Origin of the sequence: Yoonia vestfoldensis SKA53 (genome assembly GCF_000152785.1) — a bacterium.
GTDB lineage: Bacteria > Pseudomonadota > Alphaproteobacteria > Rhodobacterales > Rhodobacteraceae > Yoonia > Yoonia vestfoldensis_A.
The window spans coordinates 432702-446775 of record NZ_CH672414.1; the positions used below are offsets into that span (position 1 = coordinate 432702).

The following is a 14074-nucleotide window of genomic DNA, read 5'->3' on the forward strand; positions in this document are numbered from 1 at the left end:
GTTGCGCCGCTTCGGGACATGAAAAAGATCACCGTGGGGTGAGCGCCTGAGGAGGGGAACATGGTAGATAAGCTATCACATGGTATCGGCGGGCTGACCTACGACAAAACCAAACGCGCTTGGCCGAACGAGGCAAACGTCTTTATCGCGCTGATTTTGATCATTCTGGCTTTTGAGGCTCTTGGGCAAATTTTGCCCTACATGAACGGCCAAAGCATGCTTTTTGATTTCAACACCAGCCGCGACGGCACCATCATGAATATCGCGCGGATCAAGATTATCATTCTGCAAGTGGCCATCATCGGCATTATCGCGCTGGGTGTGACCCAAGTCATTATCTCCGGCGGGATTGACCTGTCGTCCGGCCCGCTCGTTGGGGCGACGGCGATGATCGTGATGTCCTTTGCCCAGACCGAACTGGTGAACGGCCAGTTGAACCCCAAGGCTGTTTTTGGCGCATGGTCATTCGATTTGCCTGTTATCGTACCAATCATGGTCGGTCTGGTCTTTGGGGCCTTCATCGGCGGCATCAACGGGTTTTTGATCGCGTTTACGCGAATTCCACCCTTTATCGCGACGCTGGGCATGTTCCTGATCTGTCGCGGTATTTCGCAATGGTGGACCAAAGGGCAGCCGGTTTCTTTTCCAACGGACGCATTCGCCGCCATCGGGTCGGGCATGATGCCGGTCGTCTGGTTTGCAATGCTGGCCATTCTGCTGGGTCTGATCATGAAGTTTACCGTCTATGGCAAGCATACTTATGCGATCGGTTCAAACGAGGACGCAGCACGAATGTCCGGTATCAACGTCAGGCGGCACAAGATTCTGGTCTATATGATCGCTTCCATGTTTGCCGCCTTTGCAGCGATCGTGTTGTCATCCAAAAATCTTACCGCACAAGCTGGAATGGGGCAGTTTTACGAACTCTATGCAATTGCGATGGCCGTCATCGGTGGAGTCAGCCTGAAAGGTGGGCGCGGTTCGATGATCGGCACCGTGCTGGGGGCAATGGTGTTCGGTGTGATCCAGTCTGGCTTCACGTTTATCAAGCTCGATGCCTTTTACCAGTTGATGGCGATGGGCGCGATCATCATCGGCGCGGTGGTCTTGGATCAGTATCGTCAGCAACGTGCAACAGCCGGCTGAAAGGAACATATCATGAGCAACGACTATATCCTCGAAACCCGCAATTTGACTAAGCATTACGGCGGCGTTCACGCCCTGGAAGGCGCGAACTTCAAGCTGCGCAAGGGTGAACATATTGCGATCATGGGCGACAATGGTGCGGGCAAATCGACGTTCGTGCGGCAAATTACCGGCGTCGAACAGCGGACACGCGGCGATGTGATCTTTGATGGCAAACCAGTGAACTTTGTAGGGCCGTTAGACGCCCGCGAAGCCGGCATAGAAACCGTGTTTCAGACACTTGCGTTGGCTGACGATCTGGACGTGCCCGATAACCTGTTTCTGGGCCGCGAATTGACAAAATGGAATTTCCTGGGGCCGTTCCGTTTGCTTGACTACAAGGCGATGCATCAGGCAACCATGGCGGGTCTGGAAAAGACGGGCGTGAAAATCCCCAATGTCCGCAACCCGATCCGCAATATGTCTGGTGGTCAGCGGCAATGCGTCGCAATCGCGCGCACCGCTACATTCCATTCCAAGTTGACAATCATGGATGAACCGACGGCAGCTTTGGGTGTTCAGGAAACAGCACAGGTCGAAAACATCATTCGCACCCTCAAAGAAGCAGGCGAGCCATTAATTCTTGTCAGCCATAACATGCGTCAGGTCTTTGATCTGGTAGACCGTGTGGTCGTCTTCCGGCGCGGACGCATCTGTGCCGACCTCGACATCAAGAACGACGATGTAACGGGCGAAGATGTCGTGGGCTATATCACAGGTGCCAAGACCCAAGCTGGATTTGAAGACGCAGCATGAAAAATGGCATTCATTCCGATACTGCCGCGCTGGTCATTGGCGGGACGCAGGGACTTGGGCTTGCGATCGCAAAACGGCTGGTCGCAGAAGGCTGCCGCCGTATCGTGATTGCGGGCCGTGATCCAGTGCGCGGTGAAGCGGCGGCACTTCAGATCGGTGCCAGTTTCATGGCTGCCGATCTGGAAGACACAGACAGCATTCTATCGCTCGTGGATAAGGCGGCCCATCGAATGGGCAGGATCACGGCCCTTGTTAATGCGGGTGCAATGACTGCCAGAGGTTCGGTGCTGGACACAACGCCCGAAGCGTTCGACCGCATGATATCAGCTAACCTCAGGTCGCCATTCTTTGCGATCCAGCGTGTGTCGCAACTTGCTATCGCAGCAGGAGAGCCTGCCGCAATCTTGAACATCCTGTCTATGGTCACCCATTGCGGTCAATCGTTTTTGGCGCCCTATTCGGCGTCCAAAGCGGCACTGGCCAACGTCACTAAAAATGCTGCCAATGCACTGCGCAACCATCGTATTCGTGTGAACGGAATAAACTGCGGATGGATGGATACCCCCGGAGAGGATGCCGTCCAAAAGAAATTCCACAACGCCGGTGACGACTGGTTGGAAAAGGCCGAAGCACAGCAGCCCTTCAAGATGCTTGTGAAGCCCGACCATGTCGCAGGGCTGGCCAGTTATATTTTAAGCGATGCGGCGGGTGTCATGACCGGATCGCTTGTTGATTTTGACCAGAATGTTGCCGGAGCCTATCCGGAACACTGAAACACGCAAGGCTTTGGCCTGAAGGAAGAGAAAGAGAAGAAGAATGTCTATCAGATTTGCCGTGCTGGGTGCAGGCCGCATCGGACAAGTGCACGCAAAAGCAGTGTCGTCGGTCAATGGTGCAACATTGGTTGCCATCGCCGATCCTGTCGCAGCGGCAGCGCACCACATCCGCGACACGTATGGCTGCGACATCCGTTCCATCGACATGATCCTCACGTCCGACGATGTCGATGCCGTGATCATCTGCACCCCAACGGACACACATGCTGACTTGATCGAGCGTTTCATCAAGGCCGGAAAAGCGGTGTTCTGTGAAAAGCCAGTAGATCTTGACGTCGCACGCGCTCGCAAGGTTGTGGACACGGTAGTGGCCGAGAATGGGCTGCTGATGGTTGGCTTCCAGCGCCGTTTCGACCCCGATTTCATGGCGCTGAAACAGGCCATCGACGAGGGTGTCATCGGTGAGGTTGAAATGGTGACACTGACGAGTCGCGACCCCGGCGCACCGCCCGTAGACTATATCAAACGCTCTGGCGGGATTTTCCGGGATATGACGATCCACGATTTCGACGTGGCCCGCTGGCTACTGGGCGAAGAAGTCACTTCAGTTCAGGCGGCTGCGTCTGTCCTGACCGATCCGGCGATCAAAGAACTGGGCGATTATGACAGCGTCAATGTGATCCTGATGACGGCAAGTGGCAAGCAATGTACGATCAATAACACCCGCCGCGCGACTTATGGTTATGATCAGCGGATCGAAGTCCATGGATCAAAAGGCTCTGTCTCTGCCGAAAACCACCGCGAGAGCCGGATCGAAATCGCGAATGGGGCAGGGTATACCCGCCCGCCGCTGCTGAATTTCTTCATGTCCCGTTATACCGCGGCCTATGCCAACGAGATTGCGTCTTTTGTCGATGCTATTGCGAACGGCACACCAACCAAGACGACAGGTATGGACGGTTTGAAGGCTCTGGAACTGGCGGATGCGGCGCTAAAGTCTGCACAAACAGGACAGGCCGTCAGCTTGGCCTAGGGTAAGCTGCTTGGGCAATTGCAGCGCCAATGGCCTTTCAAAAGGTACATTGGCGCTGGCTGTGAAGTGGTCAGTTTTTGACAAGATCCCTGAAAGAAAAGAAGGACGAGCCTTATGAACAGCTTCGCGCTTCGCGTTCAATGTACATCCAGACGCGGTATCGTCGCTGCGGTATCCACTTATCTGGCAGAGGCCGGATGCAATATCATCGACAGTGCGCAGTTCGACGACGCGGATACGGGCAATTTCTTCATGCGAGTCAGCTTTCGGTCGGAGGAAGGATTGCCGCTAGAGAAACTGCGTTCGGATTTTGCACCGATCGCGGACGCGTTCGGCATGAATGCGCATTTCTTTGATGAGGCGGTCAAGCCGAAAGTCGTGATCATGGTCAGCCGCTTCGGGCATTGTCTGAACGATCTGTTGTATCGTTGGCGGATCGGGGCGTTGCCTGTCGATATCGTTGCAGTGATTTCGAACCACATGGATTACCAAAAGGTGGTGGTCAGCCATGACCTGCCGTTCCGCTACATCAACGTGACCAAGGCCAACAAGCCTGAAGCAGAGGCCCAAATCATGCAGGTGGTCGAAGAAACGGGCACCGAATTGATAGTGCTTGCGCGTTACATGCAGATCCTGTCCGACGCGCTGTGTCGCAAGATGTCGGGGCGGATCATCAATATCCACCATTCTTTCCTGCCCAGTTTCAAGGGCGCCAATCCTTACAAGCAGGCATTGGAGCGTGGGGTGAAACTGATCGGCGCGACCTCGCATTATGTGACAGCCGATCTGGATGAAGGACCGATCATCGAACAGGACACGATCCGCGTCACCCATGCCCAGTCTGCCGATGATTATGTCTCGCTTGGCCGCGATGTCGAAGCGCAGGTGCTATCGCGGGCGATCCATGCGCATGTGCATGGCCGTGTCTTTATCAACGGTGACAAGACGGTCGTGTTTCCGGCATCGCCTGGTTCTTTTGCCTCGGAGCGGATGGGCTGATGACGCAGGATCACAAAACGACCAAGCCACTTGATCTGATCACCATTGGTCGCAGCTCGGTCGATCTTTACGGCGCGCAGATTGGCGGCCGGCTTGAGGATATGCGGTCGTTCGAAAAGTATATCGGCGGCAGCCCCACGAATATCGCCTGCGGCACGGCTCGCCTGGGACTGAAATCTGCCCTGATCACTGGTGTGGGTGACGAGCATATGGGCCGCTTTATCGTAGAACAATTGCGTGCCGAGGGTGTAAATACAGACGGGGTAAAGATCGATCCTGAACGGCTGACGGCGCTTGTGCTTCTTGGGATCCGCGACAGCGAACAGTTTCCACTGATCTTCTATCGTGAAAACTGTGCCGATATGGGGCTGACAGTAGACGATATCGACGAAGATTTCGTTCGCAGCGCCCGCGCCGTGGTGGCCACTGGGACACACCTGAGCCACAGCCGTGTAGCGGCTGCGACGATCAAGGCCCTGCACATTGCCCGCGCCGACAGTATGCGCACAGCACTAGATATCGACTATCGTCCAAACCTTTGGGGCGTGGCTGGTCACGGTGACGGAGAAAGCCGCTTTGTCGAGAGCGCTGCAGTGACGGAAAAGTTGCAAGACACACTGCATCTGTTCGACCTGATTGTCGGGACCGAGGAAGAGTTTCACATCGCTGGCGGCACGACAGATACCATCGCGGCCCTGCGCGCTGTGCGTGCGGTAACGGCTGCGACGCTGGTATGCAAACGCGGGGCTGCCGGTGCGGTGGCCTTTACCGGCGCCATTCCCGACACGCTGGATAAAGGCGTTGCCGGTCCGGGTTTTCCGGTCGAAGTGTTTAATGTGCTGGGTGCTGGCGATGGCTTCATGTCTGGCCTGCTCAAAGGCTGGCTGGATGGTGCCGACTGGACTACGGCGCTGCAATACGCCAATGCCTGTGGGGCATTTGCAGTCAGCCGTCATGGCTGCACCCCGGCTTACCCAAGCTGGGATGAGCTTCAGTTTTTCTTTGGCCGCGGGATCACGCGACCCGATTTGCGCAACGACGCCGAATTGGAACAGGTGCATTGGGCTACGAACCGCGCCCACAATTGGTCATCGGTTAAAACTTTCGCCTTTGACCATCGGCTGCAACTTGAGGAGATGGAAGGGTATACCCTGGCGAAAGGGGGCGCCTTCAAAGAGCTGTGCCTTGACGCGGCATTGAAGGTCCAAGGTGGCATGCCCGGGTATGGTATTTTGTGTGACAACCGGATTGGACGGTCGGCATTGCATCGCGCGTCCGGGGCGGGCTTATGGATCGGCCGCCCGACCGAATGGCCCGGCTCGCGCCCGATTGAATTGGAACCAGAACTGGGGGCTGACTACGGCAAGTTGAGAGAATGGGCAGCAGGCAACGTCGTAAAAACTTTGGTCTTTTGTCATCCGGACGATGATGCCGAGACCCGCGCCAAGCAAGAAGAGGTGGTCAAACGTGTCTGGGCAGCCAGCCGCCGCAACGGTCTGGAGTTTCTGCTTGAGGTGATCCCCTCCAAAGTTGCACCGATTGATGACGGCACCACGCCGAGGCTGATCCAGCAGTTCTATGACGCGGGCGTTTTCCCCGACTGGTGGAAGCTTGAGCCATTTCGGACTGAGGCTGCATGGTCCAACGCGGTGGCCGCGATCGAACGCAACGATCCACGTACACGCGGTATCGTCGTTCTGGGTCTGGATGCGCCGGAGGATGAACTTGCGGCAAGCTTTGCGCTGGCGGCGAAACAGCCGTTGGTCAAAGGTTTTGCGGTGGGCCGTACGATCTTTGGTGATGCTGCCCGTGCATGGATGAAAGGCGAAATGAACGATATCGACGCCGTGACGCAAATGGCCGGACGGTTTGCGCGTCTTTGCCATCTCTGGGATCAGGCCCGCGTAGCGGCCCATGCGTACGCGGACTGAAGGATGACACCGATGACCAAGACAATCCGACTGACAGCCGCCCAGGCCATGGTCCGTTATGTGGCGGCCCAGATGAACGGAAACGGAGAGCAATTCATCGCAGGGTGCTGGGCGATCTTCGGGCACGGTAATGTGGCCGGTATTGGTGAGGCGCTTTATCACGTTAAGGAAAATCTTCCAACCTACCGCGGCCATAACGAACAGACGATGGCCCATGCTGCCATTGCCTATGCCAAGCAACTGGGTCGTAAACGGGCGATGATGGTCACGTCCTCAATCGGGCCGGGGGCCACAAATATGGTGACGGCAGCGGCGCTCGCGCATGTCAACCGGCTGCCTGTGTTGCTCGTGCCGGGCGATGTCTTTGCCAACCGTGGTCCTGATCCTGTGCTGCAACAGATCGAGGACTTCAATGACGGCACAATCAGCGTCAACGATGTCTTCAAGCCCGTCAGTCGCTACTTTGACCGCATTACGCGGCCCGAACAGCTTTTGACCGCCTTGCCCCGCGCATTTCGCACGATGACCGATCCTGCGGACTGCGGCCCTGTGACTTTGGCATTCTGCCAGGACGTGCAGGCTGAGGCTTACGATTACCCTGAAAGCTTCTTTGCTCCCAAGGTCTGGACAACCCGCCGTATCCGTCCCGACTTAGAAGAGCTGGTAGCCCTTGCTGAGGCGATCAAGGATGCGCAATGCCCGGTGATCGTGGCGGGTGGCGGTGTGCATTACTCTGGCGCAACCGATGCGCTGCGGGCCTTTGCAGATGCGCACAACATTCCTGTCACAGAAACGCAGGCGGGTAAGTCAGCACTGGCTTGGGATCACCCGCTAAACCTCGGGCCGATTGGTGTAACCGGCGGTACGCCTGCAAATACGGTTTGCGCCAAAGCCGATCTGGTGCTGGGTGTCGGTACACGTTTTCAGGATTTCACGACCGGTTCATGGGGGCTGTTTGCCAACCCTGCGCGCCGGATCGCATGTTTGAACGTCGCGGCCTATGACGCGGCCAAGCATGACGCGTTGCCGCTGCTGGCGGATGCCAAGGTCGGTCTGGAGGCGCTGTCAGAGGCTTTGGGTGAACATTTTGCCAAGACGCCGGTCACTGGGCTGAAATCGGACTGGTTTGACAAGGTCGATCCCCTGACCGACGCGCCTAGTGACACGCACGCGCTGCCGACCGATATGCAGGTTGTGGGCGCTGTCCAGCGTGCAGCCACCGACGCCACGGTTGTAATGTGCGCGGCGGGCACGATGCCCGGCGAATTGCACAAGCTTTGGAAATCGGCGCGGCCCATGTCCTACCACATGGAGTACGGTTTTAGCTGCATGGGCTACGAAATTGCAGGTGCGATGGGTATCAAGATGGCACAGCCCGACCGCGACGTGATCTGCTTTACCGGCGACGGCACCTATATGATGGCCAACGCAGAATTGGCGACCGCGGCCATGATGGGTATCGCCTTTACCGTGGTTGTGACCGACAACCGCGGCTATGGATGTATCAACCGGCTCCAGATGGCCACCGGCGGGGCGGAGTTCAACAATCTGCTGGACCATAGTGTTCATGCGCAACCTTCGGCTATCGACTTTGCCGCCCATGCCGCCAGTATGGGGGCCACCAGCGTCAAAGTTTCGTCGATCGCCGAACTGGAAGTTGCCCTGGCAAGTCGTAGTGACATGCAAGGGCCCTACGTCGTCGTCATTGACACCGACCCCTATCCTAGCACGCCGCATGGAGGCACGTGGTGGGACGTTGGGGTGCCACAGGTGTCTCAGCGAGCCAAAGTAATCGCCGCACGCGCGGACTATGAATCCAACAAGACAAAGCAAAGGGCGGACTGATGGCAGTCAAGATCGGCATATCACTGATTGCGTGGCAGAACGACGATTTGCCAGAACTCACAGCAGCTTACACGACTGAAGGGGCTATGGAGGATGCAGCAAAGATTGGCTATCAAGGTGTCGAACGGGGCCGCCGTATGCCTGCCGATACCGCGGGTTTGCGCGCATATCTCGACCGTTACGGCGTTGCACTCTGTGGCGGCTGGTGTTCGGGCAATTTGATGGTGTCATCCGTTGCCCAAGAAAAAGAGGCCGTGCGCCAGCAGGTAGAGCAGTTCGCCGCGCTGAACGCCCCGTGTATCGTCTATGCCGAATGTTCGAACACTATACAGGGCGCCATTATCCGTCCCGTAAGCCAGCGCCCGAAACTCAGCAGGGACGAGGTTATGGCCTACGGCGCGAAACTGTCGGAACTAGCCAAGTGGTCCGCCGATAAGGGCTGTGTGCTGTCCTATCATCACCACATGGGTGCAATGGTGCAGGACGCAGAGGACATCGACTGGCTAATGGAAGGGTCCACATCGGACCTGACCCTTCTTTATGACACCGGACACCTGCACTTTGCCGGTGCCGACCCAGTTTCGGTTCTGGATAAATGGGGCCACAGAGTTCACCATGTCCACTTCAAAGACGTGCGCCAACCGGTGCTGGACTGGGTTCATGCTGGTGACAGAAGCTTTCTCGATGGGGTTGCGGCCGGTGTTTACTCGGTCCCGGGTGACCCCGAGGGCTGCATCGACTTTCAGGCCATCACCGACAAGCTCAAGGCGATGGACTATCAGGGCTGGATTGTGGTCGAGGCCGAGCAGGACCCTGCCAAGGCCCCGCCCTTTGACTACTCCAAGATCGGATATGATCATATTGTCAAAATCTGTGGCTGCTCAGGCCTGACCATCGTACACTAAAGGACTTCATTGTGACTGACCTCCTAAAGAAACCATTCGGCACCCGAGGCAAGGTGCACCAGATCACGCCGGAAAGCGCGGGATGGCGCTATGTCGGGTTCTCGCTCTACCGGCTAATAGCGGGGGATACTGTTGCCGAGGTCACAGGAGACCGCGAGGTCATTCTGGTGATGGTCGAGGGCAAGGCTGCGATTACCGGTGCGGGTCAGGATTGGGGTGTTCTGGGCGAGCGGATGAATGTGTTCGAAAAAACACCGCCGCATTGCCTGTACCTGCCAAACGGGACCGATTGGTCGGCAACCGCCGAAACCGACTGCGTCCTTGCCGTTTGCACGGCTCCGGGCAAAGGCGGCCATCAGGCACGGCGCATCGGGCCTGACGGGATCACCCTGACCGCACGCGGCAAGGGCACCAACACACGCCACATCAACAACATCGCGATGGAAAACGAAGACTATTGCGATAGCCTGCTTGTGACCGAAGTGTTCACCCCCGCTGGGCACTGGTCGTCCTATCCCAGCCACCGCCATGACGAAGACGATTTTCCGCGCATCACCTATCTGGAAGAAACCTATTACCATCGCCTGAACCCTGCATCAGGCTTTGGTATCCAGCGCGTCTATACCGACGACGGCCAGCTTGATGAAACCATGGCTGTGTCTGACGGCGAGGTTGTGTGTGTTCCGCGTGGCCACCACCCTTGCGGCGCGCCCTATGGGTTCGAAATGTATTACCTTAACGTCATGGCTGGTCCGTTGCGCAAATGGCGCTTTGTCCCCGCGCCACATGTCGAATGGATCATGGAGCGCGACGCCTGAGCCGGCACTCTGGTCAGAACGATTCTGGCACATAAAGCTGGGGTGTCATGAAGTGCTGGCTGGACGTCGAATCCGGCCCGTCCCTGACAGCGTTAATCATCAAGCCTATCAGATCACGACTAAGGTGCTGAAGCGGCGTTGCAATCACCATCGTGATGTAGCGGTCGACCAGCCCCTTGCGGCTTTCCTCGGTCAATTCGTTTACGACCAAAGCCACCTTTCCCGGCGGTCGCGCTTCACGCAAGGCCGCAATCGCGCCTTCCATCCCGCCGCCTGCAATATAGATGCCGCGCAGGTCGGGCTGCCTGCTTAGCAGTTCAAGCGTCGCCTCATAAGTCACTTGCCGTGTCTCAAGATTAACGACCGTGTCAAGCATCTGAAATTCAGGGGCATATTCTCGAATGTAGCTTTGAAAACCTGTCTCGCGTAGCAGGTGACCATGCCACCTGTTCCCCCCTACAAAAACTGCAAGTTTTCCGTTCGTGCGGGCCTGCGTCGCGATCATCCATGCGGCCACGCGTCCCACTTTGACATTGTTCAGGCCCAGATAATTCTGTCGCACGCCCTGGGCGAAATCATTCAAAAGCGCGAAAACGGGGATGCCTTCGTCAATCAGTTTTGCTGCCAGGGCTGAAAGGCTGGGATGATTGATCGCCGACGTCGCGATGACATCGCAACTGCGCGAGACCTCTAGAATTTCCTTGGCAAAATCATCGGGTGCCTGAGAGGCCGCAAACCGGATGATCACACGACCGCGAATATCAGTCCGGGTCTCGACCGCTTTTTGAAGTTCTTGGGCGAAATTACGATAAAATTCTTGTCCGCCCTTGTGCAGGACAAATCCGAACTTGACGAGTGGCCGGGTCGTGTCTTCGCGGCGCGCTGCCAGAACTCGCGTGGGGTATCCGATGCGCTCCGCTGCTTCGAGAACCCGATCAAGTGTTTCCTGCCGCACGTTTGAACGGCTGTTCAATGCGCGGTCCACGGTCGCGACGCCCACGCCCGCCGCTTGGGCCAGGTCTTTGATTGTTGGTCGTTGTGCCATTTTTTCAGCCGATAAATTTACATCATTGCATGAGAATTTGATGATGTAAAATGATGTAATATACAAGTCGTTACGCGACATCCCCCGCCTTGATCTGGTATCACTTCGCCAATTTGATGCGCAGGAGATGGCAATGACGAAACGAGATTATTCCCTTCTTGGTCCTGACGCGGCGCTAGCCGTCGAAAACGGTCTGGCAGCCGCTGACTGGTATCACACCGATATTCCACGCCAGCAGATGAAGGCTTTGATGAAGCGCGAGGACCAGCCCGCAATCCGCGACACGCTGATCCTGTTCAGTGCGATGTTCGTTTTTGCCGCGATTGGCGTTGCACTGTGGCCGTCGTGGTGGTCGGCACCATTCTGGCTGGCTTATGGTGTGCTGTATGGCTCTGCGATGGACAGCCGTTGGCACGAATGTGGCCATGGAACACCGTTCCGGACGGCGAAATACAATGACTGGGTATATCAGATCGCGTCGTTTTGTATGGTCCGCAACCCCGTTACATGGCGGTGGAGCCATGCGCGCCACCACACCGATACGGTCATCGTTGGGCGCGATCCTGAAATCGTCGCCATGCGCCCGCCTGCCTTATTCCGGATTTTCCTCAACTTTTTTGGTATTCTTGACGCCTTCCATGGCTGGCAGCGGATGATCGTCAACGCATCAGGGAAGCTTGAGACAGAAGAAGTGACCTACATACCGCAAAGTGAACACTATAAGGTCATTCGCGTCGCTCGGATCTGGGTGGTAATCTATGCCGGGGTCATTGCGATCGCTGTTGTTCTGCAGTCGATCCTGCCTCTGATGATTATCGGTCTGCCGCGGCTATACGGCGCTTGGCACCATGTCATGACAGGTATTCTGCAACACGCAGGGCTTGCCGACAACGTGATCGACCACCGCCTGAACAGCCGTACAGTCTACATGAATCCCGTCAGCCGGTTCATCTATTGGAACATGAACTACCACGTCGAGCATCATATGTTCCCGATGGTGCCTTACCACCGGCTTGCGGAATTGCATGAATTGATCAAGCAGGACGCGCCTGCCGCAAACCCCTCGATCTTGCAGGCCTACAAAGAAGTTTGGCCGATCCTGCTGCGACAGCTGCGTTATCACGATGAATTCTTGACCCGGGATCTGCCGCCAACGGCGCGGCCCTATCGTACAGACCTGCACGAAGGTGCCTTGGGCGATACCGGAGCCAGAACAACGACACCCCAAGCCGTTCCCGCTGAGTAAGGAGAAAAAACATGGCAAACTGGATTGACGCTTGCGCGGCAGAGGACATTGACGAAGAAGACGTGATCCGTTTCGACTATGACGGTCGGACTTTCGCGATCTACCGCTCGCCTGATAACGTATACTTTTGCACCGACGGGCTTTGCACGCATGAGCAGATCCATTTGGCCGATGGGTTGGTGATGGATCACACCATCGAATGTCCCAAGCATAACGGCCAGTTCGATTATCGCACCGGCAAGGCCATGCGCGCGCCGGTCTGTGTGAACCTTGGAACTTACGCAACCAAGGTCGAAGGTGACCGAGTCTTGATTGAAATCTGATATGTCAGGCATCGTAATACTGGGCGGAGGCGAGTGTGGTTCTCGCGCCGCGTTTTCCGCTCGGGACCAAGGTTATTCTGGCCCGATTACGATTGTCGATGAGGAAACGGGGCTGCCTTACGAGCGGCCTCCTCTGTCCAAGCCTGATGCACAAGGGATCATCCGGAAGCCGATCTGCTCTGCTGACATGTTGCGTGATAAGGCGATCACGCTTTTGGATGGCCTGCAGGCAATTTCCCTTGACAGGGAAGTACGGTGTGTGACGCTGTCAACGGGTGTCAAGCTCGGCTACGACAAATTGCTTTTCGCAACAGGTGCCAGCGCACGGCAGTTGACCTGCGACGGAGGAGAACGGGCGCTGTCATTGCGGACGGTACACGATGCCGCGCGCATTTATGATATCGCGCAACCGGGCACGAAAGTGGTGATCGTGGGGGCGGGGTTGATCGGTCTAGAACTTGCCGCAGTCCTCGTAGCGCGGGGCGTTGATGTGTCTGTGCTGGAGTATGCGCCAGTCGCTTTGGGTCGAAATGTGCCGCGCCCGCTGGCGCAAAGGATTGTTGACCGGCATGTGTCGGAAGGATCGCACATCTTCTGCGGTGTGGAAGTTGACAGTATCACGGCTGGGCATGTGGTTCTTGCTGACGGTCGGATGCTTGCGGCAAATCTGGTTGTGGCTGCAATTGGTGTCGCGCCAAGAACTGGGCTGGCTGCTGTGGCAGGTCTGGCGATTGAGAATGGCGTCTGCGTGAATGACAACCTTTGTACTGATGATCCACATGTCTTTGCCGCTGGCGATTGCGCCAGTGTCCAGCGCGGTGGCATCCGCCAGCGTTTCGAAACATGGCAAAACGCGCAAATCCAGGGGGATATCGCCGGACGGAACATGGCAGGCGGGCAGCACGCGTTCGACGGTCCCGTCTGGTTTTGGTCTGACCAGTTCGATCTTGGCCTGCAAGGCGTGGGGCAGACCAACGGCGCCGTTTTTGCGACGCGTAAGGTCGATAATGACGCCGAAGTTCTTTTTTACGTCAATGAAGCCAGTCAGTTGGTCGGTGCCGTCGGGCTGGGCCGCGGCAATGCAATCGCCAAAGATATCAAGCTCGCGCAAAAATTGATCGAAGCTGGAGTTTCTATAGTCGCCGAGCACCTGAACGATCCTGACATCAACCTCAAAACATTACTCAAGCCTGCGACAACAGCCTGATCATT

Annotated in this window: 13 protein-coding genes; 12 read left to right on the forward strand and 1 reads right to left on the reverse strand. The window is 56.6% G+C overall.

The window, feature by feature from the left end; genetic code table 11:
• Positions 1 to 60: 60 nt before the first annotated feature.
• The 9 genes from SKA53_RS02250 (at position 61) to iolB (ending at position 10248) form a co-directional block, all read left to right on the forward strand.
• Positions 61 to 1146, forward strand: a complete 1086-nt coding sequence (locus SKA53_RS02250) for an ABC transporter permease (RefSeq protein ID WP_007204417.1) — start codon at positions 61 to 63, stop codon at positions 1144 to 1146.
• A 12-nt stretch (positions 1147 to 1158) separates the two neighbouring features.
• Entirely contained in the window at positions 1159 to 1941 is a 783-nt protein-coding gene (locus tag SKA53_RS02255; RefSeq protein WP_007204418.1) for an ATP-binding cassette domain-containing protein, read from the forward strand.
• Positions 1938 to 2714 (forward strand): SDR family oxidoreductase, encoded by a 777-nt coding sequence (locus tag SKA53_RS02260; protein ID WP_007204419.1) that lies wholly within the window; start codon positions 1938 to 1940, stop codon positions 2712 to 2714. Before SKA53_RS02255 ends, SKA53_RS02260 begins: the two co-directional genes overlap by 4 nt.
• A gap of 43 nt (positions 2715 to 2757) precedes the next feature.
• On the forward strand, positions 2758 to 3750 hold the full coding sequence (iolG, locus tag SKA53_RS02265) for an inositol 2-dehydrogenase (protein ID WP_007204420.1): 993 nt from the start codon (positions 2758 to 2760) through the stop codon (positions 3748 to 3750).
• Between the two features lie 114 nt (positions 3751 to 3864).
• Positions 3865 to 4749, forward strand: coding sequence for a formyltetrahydrofolate deformylase (gene purU / locus SKA53_RS02270; protein WP_007204421.1), 885 nt, complete (start codon positions 3865 to 3867; stop codon positions 4747 to 4749).
• Positions 4749 to 6680: a bifunctional 5-dehydro-2-deoxygluconokinase/5-dehydro-2-deoxyphosphogluconate aldolase gene (locus SKA53_RS02275; RefSeq protein WP_007204422.1), complete on the forward strand. Its 1932-nt coding sequence runs from the start codon at positions 4749 to 4751 to the stop codon at positions 6678 to 6680. The genes purU and SKA53_RS02275 overlap by 1 nt, the downstream gene beginning before the upstream one ends.
• 12 nt (positions 6681 to 6692) lie before the next feature.
• The gene (iolD, locus tag SKA53_RS02280; RefSeq protein WP_040483075.1) at positions 6693 to 8525 is read left to right on the forward strand and encodes a 3D-(3,5/4)-trihydroxycyclohexane-1,2-dione acylhydrolase (decyclizing); all 1833 of its coding nucleotides are present in this window, start codon (positions 6693 to 6695) and stop codon (positions 8523 to 8525) included.
• Positions 8525 to 9430: a myo-inosose-2 dehydratase gene (gene iolE / locus SKA53_RS02285; protein ID WP_007204424.1), complete on the forward strand. Its 906-nt coding sequence runs from the start codon at positions 8525 to 8527 to the stop codon at positions 9428 to 9430. Before iolD ends, iolE begins: the two co-directional genes overlap by 1 nt.
• A gap of 11 nt (positions 9431 to 9441) precedes the next feature.
• Positions 9442 to 10248 carry a 5-deoxy-glucuronate isomerase gene (iolB, locus tag SKA53_RS02290; RefSeq protein ID WP_040482752.1) on the forward strand — a complete coding sequence of 269 codons (807 nt, stop codon included), beginning with the start codon at positions 9442 to 9444 and terminating at the stop codon, positions 10246 to 10248.
• A 13-nt stretch (positions 10249 to 10261) separates the two neighbouring features.
• On the opposite strand, the gene SKA53_RS02295 is transcribed toward iolB, so the two are convergent.
• Positions 10262 to 11374, reverse strand: a complete 1113-nt coding sequence (locus SKA53_RS02295) for a LacI family DNA-binding transcriptional regulator (protein ID WP_007204426.1) — start codon at positions 11372 to 11374, stop codon at positions 10262 to 10264.
• 52 nt (positions 11375 to 11426) lie between these two features.
• On the opposite strand from SKA53_RS02295, the gene SKA53_RS02300 reads away from it, so the two are divergent.
• From SKA53_RS02300 to SKA53_RS02310, 3 genes are read left to right on the forward strand one after another with little or no spacing between them, the layout of a single operon-like run.
• Positions 11427 to 12539, forward strand: a complete 1113-nt coding sequence (locus SKA53_RS02300) for a fatty acid desaturase family protein (RefSeq protein ID WP_207327909.1) — start codon at positions 11427 to 11429, stop codon at positions 12537 to 12539.
• Positions 12540 to 12550: 11 nt separating this feature from the next.
• On the forward strand, positions 12551 to 12862 hold the full coding sequence (locus SKA53_RS02305) for a MocE family 2Fe-2S type ferredoxin (protein WP_007204428.1): 312 nt from the start codon (positions 12551 to 12553) through the stop codon (positions 12860 to 12862).
• Between the two features lies 1 nt (position 12863).
• Entirely contained in the window at positions 12864 to 14069 is a 1206-nt protein-coding gene (locus SKA53_RS02310; protein ID WP_040482754.1) for an NAD(P)/FAD-dependent oxidoreductase, read from the forward strand.
• The last annotated feature ends 5 nt before the right edge of the window (positions 14070 to 14074 follow it).